The sequence below is a fragment of the Shinella curvata genome (assembly GCF_022899935.1).
Taxonomy (GTDB): Bacteria; Pseudomonadota; Alphaproteobacteria; order Rhizobiales; family Rhizobiaceae; genus Shinella; species Shinella curvata.
In genome coordinates, this window is the sequence record NZ_JALJCJ010000004.1 from 284,131 (window position 1) to 297,378 (window position 13,248).

Sequence of the window (13,248 nt, forward strand, 5' to 3'; positions counted from 1 at the left end):
TCATGCACTGCCGCTGCTTTTATCATCGCACATCTCCTCTTTCGTCATCCTCGGGCTTGACCCGAGGATCCACGCTCCCGGCACTCACGTTTAAGGATTGCCTCATGGCTGCCACTGCCCTCGAACGTATGGAGCGCCGCAAGGCCTGGGCCTTCGCCCTGCCGGCGCTGCTCTGGACGGGGTTCTTCTTCATCGTGCCCTTCGCCTATATGGCGGCGATCAGTTTCTGGACGCGGCAGGGGCGCGAGATCGTCGCGACCTGGACGCTCGACAACTACATCGCCTTCTTCGGCAAGGCGCATTTCTTCAAGGGCCTCGTCGTCTCGCTGGAGATCACGGCGACGGTGACGGTTATCTCCATCCTGCTCGCCTATCCGCTTGCCTGGATCATCGCCGAGCGCGTGCCGAAGAAATGGCAGCGTTTCGCGCTCATCATGGCGATCCTGCCGTTCTGGACCTCCTATGTGGTGCGCTCCTATTCCTGGCTGCTGGTGCTTTCCAAGGGCGGCGTGGTCAACCAGGCGCTGCTATGGCTTGGCGTGATCGCCGAACCCTTGGAACTCTCGGCCAACCGTACTGGCACGGTCATCGGCTTCGTGCATTTCTTCGTCATGCTGCTGACGCTGACGATCTATGCCAATCTCATCCAGCTTTCGCCGAATTATCGCCGCGCGGCGGCGGACCTTGGGGCGAATGCTTTCCAGACTTTCTGGTTCGTCGTGCTGCCGTTGACGCTGCCCGGCATCATGGTCGGCGCCTTCCTGACTTTCGTCCTGTGCATCGGAGACTACATCACGCCGCAGATCCTCGGCGGCAACAATGAACTGGTGCTGCCGCAGGTCATCATGCTGCAACTCGGCCGAAGGGCGGATTTCCCGATGGCGGCTGCGCTTTCACTGGTGCTGATGGTCGTCGTCACGCTTGCCTATATCGCCTGCGCACGCTGGCTGAAGATGGAGAGGACCTGATCATGCGCCATCTTTCAACCATCCTCGTCACGCTCTACGCCGGCCTGATCTATCTTTTCATCTTCTTGCCTGTCGTCGTGCTGGTACTGTTCTCCTTCCAGGATGGCTCCCTGCCCGTGCCGCCACTGAACGGGCTGACGCTACGCTGGTACGAGGCGATTTTTGCTGACGGCAAGCTGATGGCCGCGCTCGGCAATTCGCTGCTGGTCGCGCTGATCTCCTCTGCGGTCGCCTGCGTGCTCGGCTTCCTCGCGGCTTATGCCTTCGCCCGCTATACACTGCCGGCCTCCGGCCTGCTGCGGGGCCTGATCGTCGCACCGATGACGGTCAGCACGCTGATCATCGGGCTTGGCCTGCTCTCCATTCTCAACATTACCGGTATGCGCCTGTCGCTGGTCACCGTCGGCATCGGCCATGTGGTGATCAACCTGCCGCTCTGCTTTGCCATCATCTATGCCTCGATGGGTGGGCATCAGGTGAATATCGAGCGCGCGGCGCGCGATCTCGGCGCGAAAGATTGGCAGGTCATGCTGCTCGTCACGGCCCCCATGCTGCTGCCGTCTATCCTCGCGGCCTTCTTCCTCTCCGTCACCTTCAGCTGGGATGAGTTCATCGTTGCCTTCCTGCTGTCGCGCTTCGACGTGACGCTGCCTGTCGAAATCTGGAGCATGCTGCGCTCCGGCCTCGATCCCAAGACCAATGCCATCGGCAGCGTCGTCTTCCTCATCTCCGTCGCGTTCCTTGTCGTGATGGAATTCACCGTCTTCCGTAAAACCGGGAAATCCTCATGACCGCCGACGTTTCCATTCGCAACGCCACCAAGGTCTTCGGTTCGTTCCGGGCGCTCGACGATGTTTCGCTCGATATCGCCGCCGGCGAGTTCATCGTGCTGCTCGGCCCCTCCGGCTGCGGAAAGACCACCCTGCTCTCCATCCTCGGCGGCTTCATCGAACCGACCTCGGGCACCATTTCCATCGGCGGCGAGGACATGACTCATGTCTCGCCGGCCAAGCGCCCCACGACGACGATGTTTCAGGACTATGCTCTCTTCCCGCATATGTGCCTGCGCGACAATGTCGGCTTCGGTCTGAGGATGCGCGGCATGGGCAAGGCCGAGCGCTTCGAGAAGGCCTTTTCCTATCTCGATCTCGTCGGCCTCAGGGCGTCTTCGGCCAAGAAGCCGCATGAACTTTCCGGTGGCCAGCGGCAGCGCGTGGCGCTCGCCCGCGCGCTTGCCGTCGATCCACATGTGCTGCTGCTCGACGAACCGCTCGGCGCGCTCGACCTGAAACTGCGCCGGCAGATGCAGGATGAGCTGAAGGCGATCCAGAAGCGCGTCGGCACGACCTTCGTGCATGTTACGCACGATCAGGAAGAGGCGATGGCTATCGCCGACCGTATCGTCGTCATGAACAAAGGCCGCATTGAGGATGTCGGCACGCCTGCCTCGATCTACATGCGCCCACGTTCGCTCTTCTCCGCCGGCTTCATGGGCGAGGCCAATTTCCTGCCGGCCACGGTGCGCGGCACCTCCGGCAGCGAAGCCCAGGTGGAAACCACGCTTGGCCGCGTTGCTCTCCCCGCATCTGCCTTCGTTTCAGGCTCGCCTGCGGTCGGCAAGGACGTTACGCTCTGCATTCGCCCGGAGCATTTCCGCAACGCCAACGCCGACGTGCCAACCGTCTCGCTCGGTCGCGGCCGCATCACCGGCAGCGCCTTCTTCGGCACGCATCACCGCTGCCATGTCGCGGCGGGCGATACGGTCCTGACGGCCCATCTTCCCCAGACCGACAACCCTGAAGCCGGCGCCGAGCTTGACCTTCGGCTGAAGGCGGATAGCATCGTCGTGCTTCAGGACGGAGCGGGAGTATAAGGGTCATGCAGCGCATCCGCCCGGAGGATTGGTACAGCGTGCGTCGTCTCGGCGACGACGTGACCTATATCTGCGAGCCCTATATCCAGGAATTCTACCGCTGCAACATCTGGCATGTGCGCGGGCGCGACCGCGACATGCTGGTCGATAGCGGTATGGGTGTCGTGTCGCTCACGCAATGGGTGCCGCTGGTGACGGAGCGCGATCTGATCGCGGTGGCCAGCCACACCCATTTCGATCATATCGGCTGCCACCACGAGTTCGAATGCCGCGCCGTGCATTCCGCCGAGGCTGATCTTCTCGCCTATCCGACACGGGAAAACACGCTGGCCGATCCCTATGTCACCGACGAGATTTTCGACGCCCTGCCGCCGGAACCATATTGCTCGAAATGTTATGCCGTGAAGCGGGCACCGGCGACACGCATCCTTGAAGACGGCGATGTGATCGATCTCGGTGATCGCTATTTTGAGGTCATACACACGCCGGGCCACTCCCCGGGGGGTATTGCGCTCTACGAGAAGGCATCCGAAATTCTGTTCTCGGGCGACATCGTCTACGACGGTCCGCTGATCGAGGATACCTATCATTCCGATGGGAAAGACTACATCGCCTCGATGGAACGGCTCATGTCCCTGCCGGTGCGGTTGGTGCATGGCGGCCATTTTCCGAGTTTCAGCGGCGAACGCTACCGCCAGCTCATCAAGGGCTGGCTCGATGAAAAACAGAAGTGACGGGAGACACGCATGCTCGACAAGCGCAAATTCTACATCGACGGCCAGTGGGTCGATCCGCTGAAGGCTAATGACCTCGCGGTGATCAACCCGGCGACGGAAAAGCCGATCGCGGTCATCACCATGGGCACGGCCGCCGATATCGACCGCGCGGTCGCCGCCGCCAAGAAGGCCTTTGCGACCTATAGCCAGACCAGCGTCGAAGAGCGCCTTGCCTTGCTCGAAAAGCTGCTCGACATCTACAAGCGCCGCTATGACGAGATGGCCCGCACCATCACGCTGGAACTCGGCGCGCCCATCACCATGAGCACCGAGCAGCAGGCCGATGTCGGCGTCGGCCATCTCCAAGGCTTCATCGACGCGCTGAAGCGTCTGAAGAGCCGCGATGTGCTGCCGAATGGCGACGTCGTGCGCCGCGAGCCGATCGGTGTCTGCGGCCTCATCACGCCGTGGAACTGGCCGATCAACCAGATCGCGCTGAAGGTCGTGCCGGCGCTTGCCACGGGCTCGACCTGCGTGCTGAAGCCTTCGGAATTCACACCGCTCAACGCCATGCTCTATGCCGAGATGGTGCACGAGGCCGGCTTCCCGGCGGGTACTTTCAACCTCGTCAACGGCGACGGCCTCGAATGCGGCGCGACGCTCTCCAAGCACAAGGACGTCGACATGATGTCCTTCACGGGTTCCACCCGCGCCGGCATCGCCGTCAGCAAGGATGCGGCCGAGACGGTCAAGCGCGTGACGCTGGAACTCGGCGGCAAGTCGCCGAACCTCGTCTTCGCCGATGCGGATCTCGAAGACCGTGTCGCAGGCAGCGTGCGCGAATGCTTCAACAATTCCGGCCAGTCCTGCGACGCGCCGACCCGCATGCTCGTCGAGCGCTCCGCCTATGACAAGGTGGTCGCGATTGCCGAGCGCGTCGGCAAGGAAGCCGTCGTCGGCAATCCGGAAGAAGAAGGCACGCATATCGGCCCGCTCGTCTCGCACATCCAGTTCGGCCGCGTCCAGGCGCTGATCGAGGCGGGTGTGGCGGAGGGCGCGCGTGTTCTCGTCGGCGGCCCCGGTAAGCCCGAAGGGTTCGAGACCGGCTACTTCGTCAAGCCGACGATCTTCGCCGACGTCAACAACGAGATGCGTATCGCGCGTGAAGAGGTGTTCGGTCCGGTTCTCGCTATCATTCCCTTCGACACGGAAGAGGAAGCCATCGCGATTGCCAACGACACAGCCTACGGCCTTGCGGCCTACCTCCAGACCGGTAACCCGGATCGTGCAGAGCGCGTTGCGGCTCGCCTGCGCGCCGGCATGGTGCATATCAACGGTGGTCCGCACCGCTATGGCAGTCCCTTCGGCGGCTACAAGCAGTCGGGCAACGGTCGCGAAGGCGGCATGTTCGGCCTCGAGGACTTCCTGGAAGTGAAGACGGTTCACCGCCCCGATGCGGCGTAATCGTTGAACCCAGACTTGGAAGGCGGTGCCGGAGACGGTGCCGCCTTTCGCATATGTCCAAAAAATTCCGATTAAATAAGCAGGCTCCATCTGGCTCCTGGCGGCGCGGTCTGATAGCCCGCTGCTTTCGCGATGATCGGACTGCCCTCGTGTCCCAGACTGCCTCTTCCTCCCAGACCCGCCTTGCCGTTGCCGCCCTCCTTCTCGGAGGCATGGCCATCGGTGGATCGCCCATCTTCGTGCGGCTCTCCGAGGTCGGCCCGCTGGCAACGGCGTTCTGGCGAGTCTCGCTTGCCATCCTGCCATTTTTCCTGATGTCCCGTCTGGGAAAGCCGGCGGACGAACAGCCGTCCGGCCTCCGAGACTACATCCTCCTGCTGCTGCCCGGTGTGTTCCTCGCCATCGACCTCGTCGCCTGGCATCTCTCTCTGCACATGACATCGGTTGCCAATGCGACGCTGCTCGCCAATCTGGCGCCGGTTTTCGTGACACTGGGCTCCTGGCTGTTCTTCCGTGCCCGCATCACGCCGATCTTTCTGGCCGGGCTTGCACTCGCTCTCGTCGGGATCGTCGTGCTGAAGGGAGGTCCCCAGGCGATTGGCGGCGGGCAATTGGCGGGGGATGCGACTGCCATCACAGCCGCCTTTTTCTACGCCTGCTACATGCTGGCGCTCGGCCATGTTCGTGCGCGGTTCTCCGCGCCGCGCATTCTCGTCTGGACGACCGTTTCCGCCGCCGTCTGCATGCTGCCCATCGCCTTTGTCTTCGAAGGTGGTCTGGTGCCCTCGACACTGTTCGGCTGGGCGATGGTCATAGGCCTTGCGCTGATCAGCCATGTCGGCGGCCAGGGCTTGTTCACCTATGCGCTCGCTTATCTGCCGACCGCCTTCTCCGCGCTGACGCTGCTGCTCCAGCCCGTCGTCGCCGCCCTTCTCGCCTGGATCCTGTTGTCGGAACCGCTCGGCATGATGCAGGCCGTGGGCGGCCTGATCGTGCTGGCGGGCATCCTTGTTGCGCGCCGTGGTTGACGCCCGAACACATGAATGCACTGCGTTTGATGCAGCGATCAAAATTGCTGACTGGATCGCTTGTGCGGAATGTGTCACAGCCGCAGCATTCCCGAGACCCGAGTGCCTGATATGACCGACATCGCCGCCCCCTCGTCCGCCACCGGCACCGCGCGCCTCGGCGTGCTGCTGATGCTGCTCGGCATGGTCATGTTCTCGCTGAACGACGTGCTCGGCAAATGGCTGGTTGCCACTTACTCGGTCGGCCAGTTGATGCTGATCCGCAGCATCGCGGCCCTCGTTGTGCTGGCGCCATTCTTCTGGCGCGTCGGCTTTCGTCGCCTCGTGGAAGTCGAGCGGCCGAAACTGCACCTCCTCCGGTCTTTCCTCTTCGCCTTCGAAGCGTCCGGCTTCTATTTCGCCGTCGCCTACATGCCGCTCGCCGATGCCATGACCTATTGGCTTGCCGCACCCATCTATGTCGCGGCCATGTCGCCGCTGCTGCTGGGTGAAAAGGTCGGCTGGCGGCGCTGGACGGCGATTCTCGTCGGTTTCATCGGCGTCGTGATCGCCCTTGAACCGTCGAAGGATACATTCACGCTGCCCGCCTTGATCGCTATCGCCGGCAGTCTTGCCTTCAGCTTCGCCATGGTGCTCGGCCGATCCTTGCGCGCCGCCCCCGATACGACGCTGGTCTTCTGGCAGGTGGCGGGTGCCGCGATCTTTTCCGGCATCTGGTGCCTTGCCGATCCCGCGGGCTGGGCGCCGGTACGCAGCGTGGATTTCGGCTTGCTGAGCTTGCTCGGCATCGTGGCGATGAGCGCGCATATGCTGGTCAACCGCTCGCTGAAGCTCGCGGATGCCGCGACCGTCGTACCCCTGCAATATACGCTGCTGCTCTGGGCGGTTCTGTTCGGGTGGATGTTCTTCGGCGATGCGCCGCGCCCGGCCATGCTGGTCGGCGCCGGCTTTATCGTCGCCTCCGGCCTCTTCATCTTCTTCCGCGAACAGCAGCTCAAGCGTCGCGGCTGATCATTTGTAGCGACCGTGCCGCTGCAGGACCTCGATCTTGTAGCCGTCCGGATCGGTGACGAAGAAGAAACGGGCGAGTAGTCCGCCATCGCGGTTGAATGCGATGATCTTGCCGGGTGCGAGGCCAAGGCCCGTGATGCGGGCATGTTCGGCATCGAGATCGTCCACGGAAACGGCGAAATGGCCGTAGCCGTCCCCCAGGTGGTAGGGTTCGGTGCGATCCTTGTTGATCGTCAGTTCCAGTTCGAACTCGCTGTCCGCGTTGCTGAGATAGACGAGCGTGAAGGTCTCGAAATCGAGCCGTTCGGCAACGGAAAGGCCAAATGCCTTCTGATAGAAATCGACGGATCGTGCCTCTTCGAGCACGCGGATCATCGAATGGATGCATTTCGCCATGGTTTTCTCCGCAGGTTCGCTTCGTGCAGCCAAGAAACCCATGGGTGGCGCCGCGTCAAGATCAGAAGGTTGGCGGGGTATTGATCCAGATGAGCACCGTTTCGCCGTCGTGACGGTTGCGCCAGGCGTGGCGCCGGGCGCTTTCGAAGTAGAGGCTGTCGCCGGGGCCGAGGTCGTGGAACTCCTGGCCGTCGAGCACCATCTCGACGCGGCCGGAGAGGACATGCACGAACTCCTCGCCCTCGTGTTTATAGGCGCCGTCCGAGGAGGCGCCGGGTGCAAGCACGAAGCGGTGGCAGTCCATCATGTTGCGGCCGTCGGCCAGGACCTGAACCGTGACGCCGGGGGACGTTTCGGGCCAGAACTTCCATTCCCCGGCGCGGACAACGGAGCGGTTGTCGCTTTCCTCCTCGCCGGAGAGTTTCGAGACGGTCGTGCCGTAGTATTCCGCCAGATCGTGCAGCACGCGAAAAGTCACACCCTGCGAGGTTCGCTCGAAGGTGGAAAGCACGGAGGTGGCAATCCCGATATCGCCGGCGACCTGATCCAGCGTCTTGCCGGCATCGTGACGAAGACTGCGCAGCTTGCGGCCGACACCCTGCGGGGTATCGCTTTCGGCGGCGGTGCTGTCGACGGCGGGATCCTCGGCCTCCAGCGCCTCGCGTATCGCGGCGGGGTTCAGGCCGCGTTCGGTGCGATACCAGGCGATGCGTTTCAACCGGGCGACATCGTCGGCGCTGTATTGCCTGTGGCCGGTCTCGGAGCGGCCCGGAACGACGAGCCCCTGGGTTTCCCAAAGTCGCAGTGTCGAGGCGGAAACGCCGGCAAGCCGCGCGGCTTCCGCCACCTTGTAGTGCACCGGTTCCTCGGAACCCATCGCGCCAATCCCTGATTCTGTATATGGTTCGCTTATAGCATCCGGCCAGCCGCGTATGGCCCGAAAAACCGTCGCATTGCCGGCGTAAAATCCATATTGCATTCTTACAGAAAAAATGTAGGAATTCCACTTGAGACTTGCAGAAAAAATGTAAGTTAACGCAATTTCAGCAAAGGCACTCAGCGGTTTTGCGTTCGGAATTGCGATGAGACAGAGCGAAACGAAGCCCCCAGATTCAGGATAGCGCCATGACTGCCACGCCCCTTACCGATCGCAAGAACGCCGCCATTTCCCGCGGCGTCGGCATGACCACGCAGATCTATGCGGATCGCGCCGAGAACGCGGAAATCTGGGACAAGGAAGGCAACCGCTATATCGATTTCGCCGCCGGTATCGCCGTGGTCAATACCGGCCACCGCCATCCGCGCGTCATCGAAGCCGTCAAGAACCAGCTCGACCGCTTTACGCACACCTGCCATCAGGTCGTGCCCTACGAAAACTATGTCGAACTCGCCGAGCGCCTGAACACCATCACGCCCGGCAACTTTGCCAAGAAGACGATCTTCGTGACGACCGGAGCGGAGGCTGTTGAAAATGCGGTGAAGATCGCCCGTGCCGCGACCGGCCGCCAGGCTGTGATCGCCTTCACCGGCAGCTTCCACGGCCGCACATTCATGGGCATGGCACTGACCGGCAAGGTCGTGCCCTACAAGGTTGGTTTCGGCGCCATGCCAGCCGACGTCTATCATGCACCTTTCCCGGTCGAGATGCATGGCACGACCGTCGAGCAGTCACTTTCCGTGCTCAAGAAGCTGTTTGCCGCCGACGTCGATCCGAACCGCGTCGCGGCGATCATCGTCGAGCCGGTGCAGGGTGAAGGCGGCTTCTATCCGGTTCCGGTCAACTTCATGAAGGCGCTGCGCGAGATCTGCGACCAGCACGGTATCCTGCTGATCGCCGACGAAGTGCAGACCGGCTTTGCCCGTACCGGCAAGCTGTTTGCCATGGAGCACTACGGCATCGCTGCCGACCTGATGACCATGGCCAAGGGCCTCGGCGGCGGCTTCCCGATCGCAGCTGTCACCGGCCGCGCCGAAATCATGGACGCCCCCGGCCCCGGCGGTCTCGGCGGCACCTATGCCGGTAGCCCGATCGGCGTGGCGGCGGCCCACGCCGTTCTCGACGTCATCAAGGACGAGGATCTCTGCAACCGCGCTGAAAATCTCGGTGCGCGCCTCAAGCAGCGCCTCGCCTCCCTGCAGGACAAGATCCCCGAGATCGTCGACATCCGCGGCCCGGGCTTCATGAATGCCGTCGAGTTCAATGACGTCACCACGAAGCAGCCGAGCGCCGATTTCGCCAACAAGGTGCGCCTGAAGGCCCTGGAAAAGGGACTCATCCTGCTCACCTGCGGCGTACATGGCAACGTCATCCGCTTCCTCGCGCCGATCACCATCCAGGACGAGGTTTTTGCCGAGGCGCTCGACATCCTCGAAGCCGCGATGATCGAGGCCCGCGCCGCCTGACCGGCGACGCAAACGACTAAATCAAATCTCTCAAGACGACACCCGGAGCAATCGCTCCGGGTGAACGACTGTCTATGTCCGAAAGGGACGCAATTATGGCCTTCTACGACGCTCTCACCCGGCACCTGAAGTCGACCGAATTCCTGCGCGATGCAGGCTATGTCAATGGCAACTGGATCGGCGGCAACGGTGCGGAGACATTTGACGTCCTCAACCCCGCAACGGGCGAAAAGCTTGCGACCCTGCCTGAAATGGGCGCGACCGAGACGGCCGCGGCGATCGACGCCGCTTACAAGGCACAGGCCAGCTGGGCTGCCCGCCCGGCCAAGGATCGCAGCGCGCTTCTGCGCAAATGGCACGACCTGATCATCGCCAATGCCGATGAGCTCGCCGCCATCCTGACTGCCGAAATGGGCAAGCCGCTGGCGGAAGCCAAGGGCGAAATCCTTTATGCAGCCTCCTATGTCGAATGGTATGCGGAAGAAGCCAAGCGCATCAATGGCGAAACGATCCCTGCGCCGTCCGCCGACAAGCGCATGCTCGTCATCAAGCAGCCGGTCGGCGTCGTCGGCACGATCACGCCATGGAACTTCCCGGCCGCAATGATCGCCCGCAAGATCGCCCCGGCGCTTGCCGTCGGTTGTACGGTGGTCTCCAAGCCCGCCGAGCAGACCCCGCTCTCGGCGATCGCCCTTGCCGTGCTGGCTGAGAAGGCCGGCATTCCGGCCGGTGTCTTCAACGTGATCCTCGGCACCGATGGTCCCGCGATCGGCAAGGAGCTCTGCTTCAATCCGAAGGTGCGCAAGATCTCCTTCACGGGCTCGACGGAAGTCGGTCGCATTCTGATGCGCCAGTGCTCCGACCAGATCAAGAAGGTGAGCCTGGAACTCGGCGGCAATGCGCCCTTCATCGTGTTCGACGACGCCAATCTCGACGCGGCCGTCGAAGGCGCCATGGTTTCGAAATACCGCAATGCGGGCCAGACCTGTGTCTGCGCCAACCGCATCTATGTGCAGTCGAATGTCTATGATGCCTTCGCCGAAAAACTGGCTAGGAAAGTCGCCGAGCTTTCGGTCGGCAACGGCTTCGACAAGGGCGTGACCATTGGCCCGCTGATCGAGGAAGCGGCCATCGACAAGGTTGAGGCCCATATCGCCGATGCCGTTTCCAAGGGAGCTACCGTCGTTGCGGGCGGCAAGCGCATTGCCGGCAACGGCACGTTCTTCGAGCCGACGGTGCTCAAAGGCGTCGTGCGCGGCATGACGGTCGCGCGGGAGGAAACCTTCGGTCCCGTCGCGCCCCTCTTCCGCTTCGATACGGTGGAAGACGTTATCGAGCAGGCGAACGACACGGAATTCGGCCTTGCCGCCTACTTCTTCGCGGGTGATCTGAAGAAGGTCTGGAAAGTCACAGAAGCGCTGGAATACGGTATGGTCGGCGTCAATACCGGCCTTATTTCCTCGGAAGCTGCGCCTTTCGGTGGCATCAAACAGTCCGGTCTAGGCCGCGAGGGTTCGGCGCACGGTGCCGACGACTATCTCGAGCTGAAATACGTTTGCATGGGCGACGTCGCCTGATGAACCCAAAAATCGCCCCGCCTGGTGCGGGGCGATTTTGTTGAATTGTCCGTGCAGATATGACAATCGCCGGGCATCCGCCGGAAAAGTGCGATCGATGCCAATGCACGCGGTGTCTCTGGGAGCGGCTGGCGATTTGTGATCCTCAGGCGCCTTTCACCGTTTCGGGATGCGCCGCCTTGAAAGCCGGCAGTGCGCGGCAATTTGCGGCAATGCACTTTACCTGCTCAAGGCCGGTTATGTCGGCTCCCCAGCGCTCGGCATTGTAGACCTGCGGGACAAGGCAGAAATCGGCCATGGTGGGACTATCTCCGTGGCAGAACGTGCCGGTGGCGGGATCGTTCAACAGGACTTCCACCGCGGCTAGCCCCTCCCCGATGAATTTCTTCATCCAGGCGATACGGATCGCGTCGCCTCCTCCGGTGATTTCCATGACATGGCCGACGATGCCCGTGTTGCAGACGGCGTGGATTTCCATGGCGATGGCGTAGGCGATTGTGCGCACGCGCTGCCGCCCGAGCGGATCGGCGGGAAGGAAACGCGCCTCAGGGCGCGTTTCTGTGAGATATTCGATGATCGCAAGCGACTGCGTCATCATGTGCCCGTCGATGGCAAGCGCCGGCACGAGCCCCTGCGGGTTGCGGGCGCGGTGTTCGGCGGAACGCTGGGCACCGGCCAGCAGATCGACGGATTCCCGGCGATACGCAAGGCCGAGGCTTTCGAGCGCGATGCGCACACGATAGCTGGCGGATGAGCGCCAATAGTCGAACAGAACGACGTCATCGGTCAAGACTTCATTCCTTTTCGTATTTTTTGACCGTCTGCTCGATCGCGCCGAAGATCGAATGGCCGGTCTTGTCCTTCATCTCGATGCGCACGATGTCGCCGAACTTCATGAAGGGCGTTTTGGGGGCACCTGTCGCGATCGTCTCGATGGTACGAAGTTCGGCGATGCAGGAGTAGCCGGCGCCGCCTTCCGAGACCGGCTTGCCAGGCCCGCCATCGAGTTTGTTGGAAACCGTGCCGGAACCGATGATGGTGCCGGCGACGAGCGGCCGGGTTTTTGCGGCATGGGCGACGAGCTGGCCGAAATCGAAGGTCATGTCGACACCCGCATTGGCGCGGCCGAAGGCCTTGCCGTTCAGCGAAACCAGCAGCGGCAGGTGCAGCTTGCCGTCCTTCCACGCGTCGCCCAGCTCATCGGGCGACACGGCGACCGGGGAGAAGGCCGATGAGGGTTTGGACTGGAAGAAGCCGAAACCCTTGGCGAGTTCGGAGGGAATGAGGCCACGGAGCGACACGTCGTTGACGAGCATGACGAGCTTGATGGCGGCGCGCGCTTCCTCGACGCTCGCGCCCATGGGCACGTCGCCGACGACAACGGCGATCTCCGCTTCCATGTCGATCCCCCAGCTCTCGTCGGCTGCGAGAATTGGATCACGCGGCCCCAAAAAGCTGTCGGAGCCGCCCTGGTACATCAGGGGATCGGTCCAGAAACTCTCCGGCATTTCGGCATTGCGCGCTTTGCGCACCAGTTCGACATGATTGACATAGGCGGAGCCGTCCGCCCATGCATAGGCGCGCGGCAAAGGCGAGGTTGCGTCATGCTCGTGAAAGCGAGCGGTCGGCTGCGCGCCGGTTTCAAGCCCCTCGGCGACGCGCTCCAGCCGCGGCGCGACATGCTCCCAATCATCCAGCGCGTTCTGCAGGGTGCGGGCGATATGACCCACTTCCGAGCAGCGCGTCAGGTCGCGCGAAACGACGACCAGCCGGCCGTCACGGGTGGAATTTTTCAGCGTCGCAAGTTTCATA

Annotated in this window: 13 protein-coding genes; 9 read left to right on the plus strand and 4 right to left on the minus strand. The window is 62.5% G+C overall.

Features of this window, described 5'->3' with window-relative positions; genetic code table 11:
- Positions 1 to 104 precede the first annotated feature (104 nt).
- From MUU55_RS16305 to MUU55_RS16340, 7 genes are all read left to right on the plus strand, one after another.
- Positions 105 to 968, plus strand: coding sequence for an ABC transporter permease (locus MUU55_RS16305; RefSeq protein WP_244761807.1), 864 nt, complete (start codon positions 105 to 107; stop codon positions 966 to 968).
- A 2-nt stretch (positions 969 to 970) separates the two neighbouring features.
- The gene (locus MUU55_RS16310) at positions 971 to 1,759 is read left to right on the plus strand and encodes an ABC transporter permease (RefSeq protein ID WP_244761808.1); all 789 of its coding nucleotides are present in this window, start codon (positions 971 to 973) and stop codon (positions 1,757 to 1,759) included.
- Positions 1,756 to 2,841: an ABC transporter ATP-binding protein gene (locus MUU55_RS29380; protein ID WP_367892196.1), complete on the plus strand. Its 1,086-nt coding sequence runs from the start codon at positions 1,756 to 1,758 to the stop codon at positions 2,839 to 2,841. Before MUU55_RS16310 ends, MUU55_RS29380 begins: the two co-directional genes overlap by 4 nt.
- 5 nt (positions 2,842 to 2,846) lie before the next feature.
- On the plus strand, positions 2,847 to 3,575 hold the full coding sequence (locus tag MUU55_RS16325; protein ID WP_244761809.1) for an MBL fold metallo-hydrolase: 729 nt from the start codon (positions 2,847 to 2,849) through the stop codon (positions 3,573 to 3,575).
- Positions 3,576 to 3,587: 12 nt separating this feature from the next.
- Complete coding sequence (locus MUU55_RS16330) at positions 3,588 to 5,021, plus strand: aldehyde dehydrogenase family protein (protein ID WP_244761810.1); 1,434 nt, start codon at positions 3,588 to 3,590, stop codon at positions 5,019 to 5,021.
- A 149-nt stretch (positions 5,022 to 5,170) separates the two neighbouring features.
- Positions 5,171 to 6,049 (plus strand): DMT family transporter, encoded by an 879-nt coding sequence (locus MUU55_RS16335; RefSeq protein WP_303276387.1) that lies wholly within the window; start codon positions 5,171 to 5,173, stop codon positions 6,047 to 6,049.
- A 111-nt stretch (positions 6,050 to 6,160) separates the two neighbouring features.
- The gene (locus tag MUU55_RS16340; RefSeq protein ID WP_244761811.1) at positions 6,161 to 7,060 is read left to right on the plus strand and encodes a DMT family transporter; all 900 of its coding nucleotides are present in this window, start codon (positions 6,161 to 6,163) and stop codon (positions 7,058 to 7,060) included.
- On the opposite strand, the gene MUU55_RS16345 is transcribed toward MUU55_RS16340, so the two are convergent.
- Positions 7,061 to 7,456, minus strand: coding sequence for a VOC family protein (locus MUU55_RS16345; RefSeq protein ID WP_244761812.1), 396 nt, complete (start codon positions 7,454 to 7,456; stop codon positions 7,061 to 7,063).
- 61 nt (positions 7,457 to 7,517) lie between these two features.
- Positions 7,518 to 8,333 carry a MerR family transcriptional regulator gene (locus MUU55_RS16350; protein WP_244761813.1) on the minus strand — a complete coding sequence of 272 codons (816 nt, stop codon included), beginning with the start codon at positions 8,331 to 8,333 and terminating at the stop codon, positions 7,518 to 7,520.
- Between the two features lie 248 nt (positions 8,334 to 8,581).
- Between MUU55_RS16350 and MUU55_RS16355 the strand changes: the two genes are divergently transcribed.
- Together MUU55_RS16355 and MUU55_RS16360 are read left to right on the plus strand one after the other, a co-directional pair.
- Entirely contained in the window at positions 8,582 to 9,859 is a 1,278-nt protein-coding gene (locus tag MUU55_RS16355; protein WP_244761814.1) for a 4-aminobutyrate--2-oxoglutarate transaminase, read from the plus strand.
- A 95-nt stretch (positions 9,860 to 9,954) separates the two neighbouring features.
- Positions 9,955 to 11,436 (plus strand): NAD-dependent succinate-semialdehyde dehydrogenase, encoded by a 1,482-nt coding sequence (locus tag MUU55_RS16360; protein WP_244761815.1) that lies wholly within the window; start codon positions 9,955 to 9,957, stop codon positions 11,434 to 11,436.
- A gap of 145 nt (positions 11,437 to 11,581) precedes the next feature.
- Here MUU55_RS16360 and maiA read toward each other — a convergent pair whose 3' ends face one another.
- Positions 11,582 to 12,226, minus strand: coding sequence for a maleylacetoacetate isomerase (maiA, locus tag MUU55_RS16365; protein ID WP_244761816.1), 645 nt, complete (start codon positions 12,224 to 12,226; stop codon positions 11,582 to 11,584).
- A 4-nt stretch (positions 12,227 to 12,230) separates the two neighbouring features.
- Positions 12,231 to 13,247 carry a fumarylacetoacetate hydrolase family protein gene (locus MUU55_RS16370; protein ID WP_244761817.1) on the minus strand — a complete coding sequence of 339 codons (1,017 nt, stop codon included), beginning with the start codon at positions 13,245 to 13,247 and terminating at the stop codon, positions 12,231 to 12,233.
- Position 13,248: the final 1 nt, after the last annotated feature.